The organism is Roseburia sp. 1XD42-34, from assembly GCF_009917385.1.
GTDB lineage: Bacteria > Bacillota > Bacilli > Bacillales > Amphibacillaceae > Virgibacillus.
In genome coordinates this window covers 1-1,007 of the sequence record NZ_QWLJ01000093.1, presented here as the reverse complement: position 1 = coordinate 1,007, position 1,007 = coordinate 1, and the positions used below count along the sequence as shown (strand labels likewise).

Genomic DNA, 1,007 nt, shown 5'->3' with positions numbered 1-1,007 from the left:
CACAGAAGTTAAGCTCTCCAGCGCCGATGGTAGTTGGGGCTTTGCCCCTGCAAGAGTAGGACGCCGCCAGGCAATAAATTATTTAATTCAATGATATTTGTAACGAATTACGATTGCGTACGTTGGAGGATTAGCTCAGCTGGGAGAGCACTTGCCTTACAAGCAAGGGGTCGCAGGTTCGAGCCCTGCATCCTCCACCATTGCCGGCCTAGCTCAATTGGTAGAGCAACTGACTTGTAATCAGTAGGTTGGGGGTTCAAGTCCTCTGGCCGGCACCATTGACGTTATATACCATAAGTCTCGAATGAAAGAATATACGAGCCATTAGCTCAGTCGGTAGAGCATCTGACTTTTAATCAGAGGGTCGGAGGTTCGAATCCTCCATGGCTCACCATTTGTTTTTGCGGGTGTGGCGGAATTGGCAGACGCGCTAGACTTAGGATCTAGTGTCTTCGGACGTGGGGGTTCAACTCCCTCCACCCGCACCATAAACTAAGAGTTTGGTCTTTATGCGGAAGTAGTTCAGTGGTAGAACACCACCTTGCCAAGGTGGGGGTCGCGGGTTCGAATCCCGTCTTCCGCTCCAAGCCAAGCCGGGGTGGCGGAATTGGCAGACGCACAGGACTTAAAATCCTGCGGTAGGTTTCTACCGTGCCGGTTCGAGTCCGGCCCTCGGCACCATGTGCGCCCGTAGCTCAATTGGATAGAGCGTTTGACTACGGATCAAAAGGTTAGGGGTTCGACTCCTCTCGGGCGCGCCATTATACGGGAAGTAGCTCAGCTTGGTAGAGCACATGGTTTGGGACCATGGGGTCGCAGGTTCAAATCCTGTCTTCCCGACCACTTTATAGACGGGGCCTTAGCTCAGCTGGGAGAGCGCCTGCCTTGCACGCAGGAGGTCAGCGGTTCGATCCCGCTAGGCTCCACCAAAACAAATTTGCTCTTTGAAAACTGAACAAAACAACCAGTATGTCAAGAAAAGCAATCTCTGTTTTTCTTATAAAAAA

At 51.6% G+C, this 1,007-nt stretch carries 9 tRNA genes; all 9 read left to right on the top strand.

Features of this window, described 5'->3' with window-relative positions:
- The first annotated feature begins 124 nt into the window (after window positions 1-124).
- Window positions 125-200 (top strand) — tRNA-Val (locus D1839_RS20195).
- Window positions 201-202: 2 nt separating this feature from the next.
- Window positions 203-278, top strand: a tRNA-Thr gene (locus D1839_RS20190).
- A 40-nt stretch (window positions 279-318) separates the two neighbouring features.
- Window positions 319-394: transfer RNA gene (locus D1839_RS20185), tRNA-Lys, on the top strand.
- A 9-nt stretch (window positions 395-403) separates the two neighbouring features.
- Window positions 404-488: transfer RNA gene (locus tag D1839_RS20180), tRNA-Leu, on the top strand.
- A 23-nt stretch (window positions 489-511) separates the two neighbouring features.
- A tRNA-Gly gene (locus tag D1839_RS20175) sits at window positions 512-586 on the top strand.
- 6 nt (window positions 587-592) lie between these two features.
- A tRNA-Leu gene (locus D1839_RS20170) sits at window positions 593-681 on the top strand.
- 3 nt (window positions 682-684) lie between these two features.
- Window positions 685-761 (top strand) — tRNA-Arg (locus tag D1839_RS20165).
- 5 nt (window positions 762-766) lie between these two features.
- Window positions 767-843, top strand: a tRNA-Pro gene (locus D1839_RS20160).
- 10 nt (window positions 844-853) lie between these two features.
- Window positions 854-929: transfer RNA gene (locus tag D1839_RS20155), tRNA-Ala, on the top strand.
- The last annotated feature ends 78 nt before the right edge of the window (window positions 930-1,007 follow it).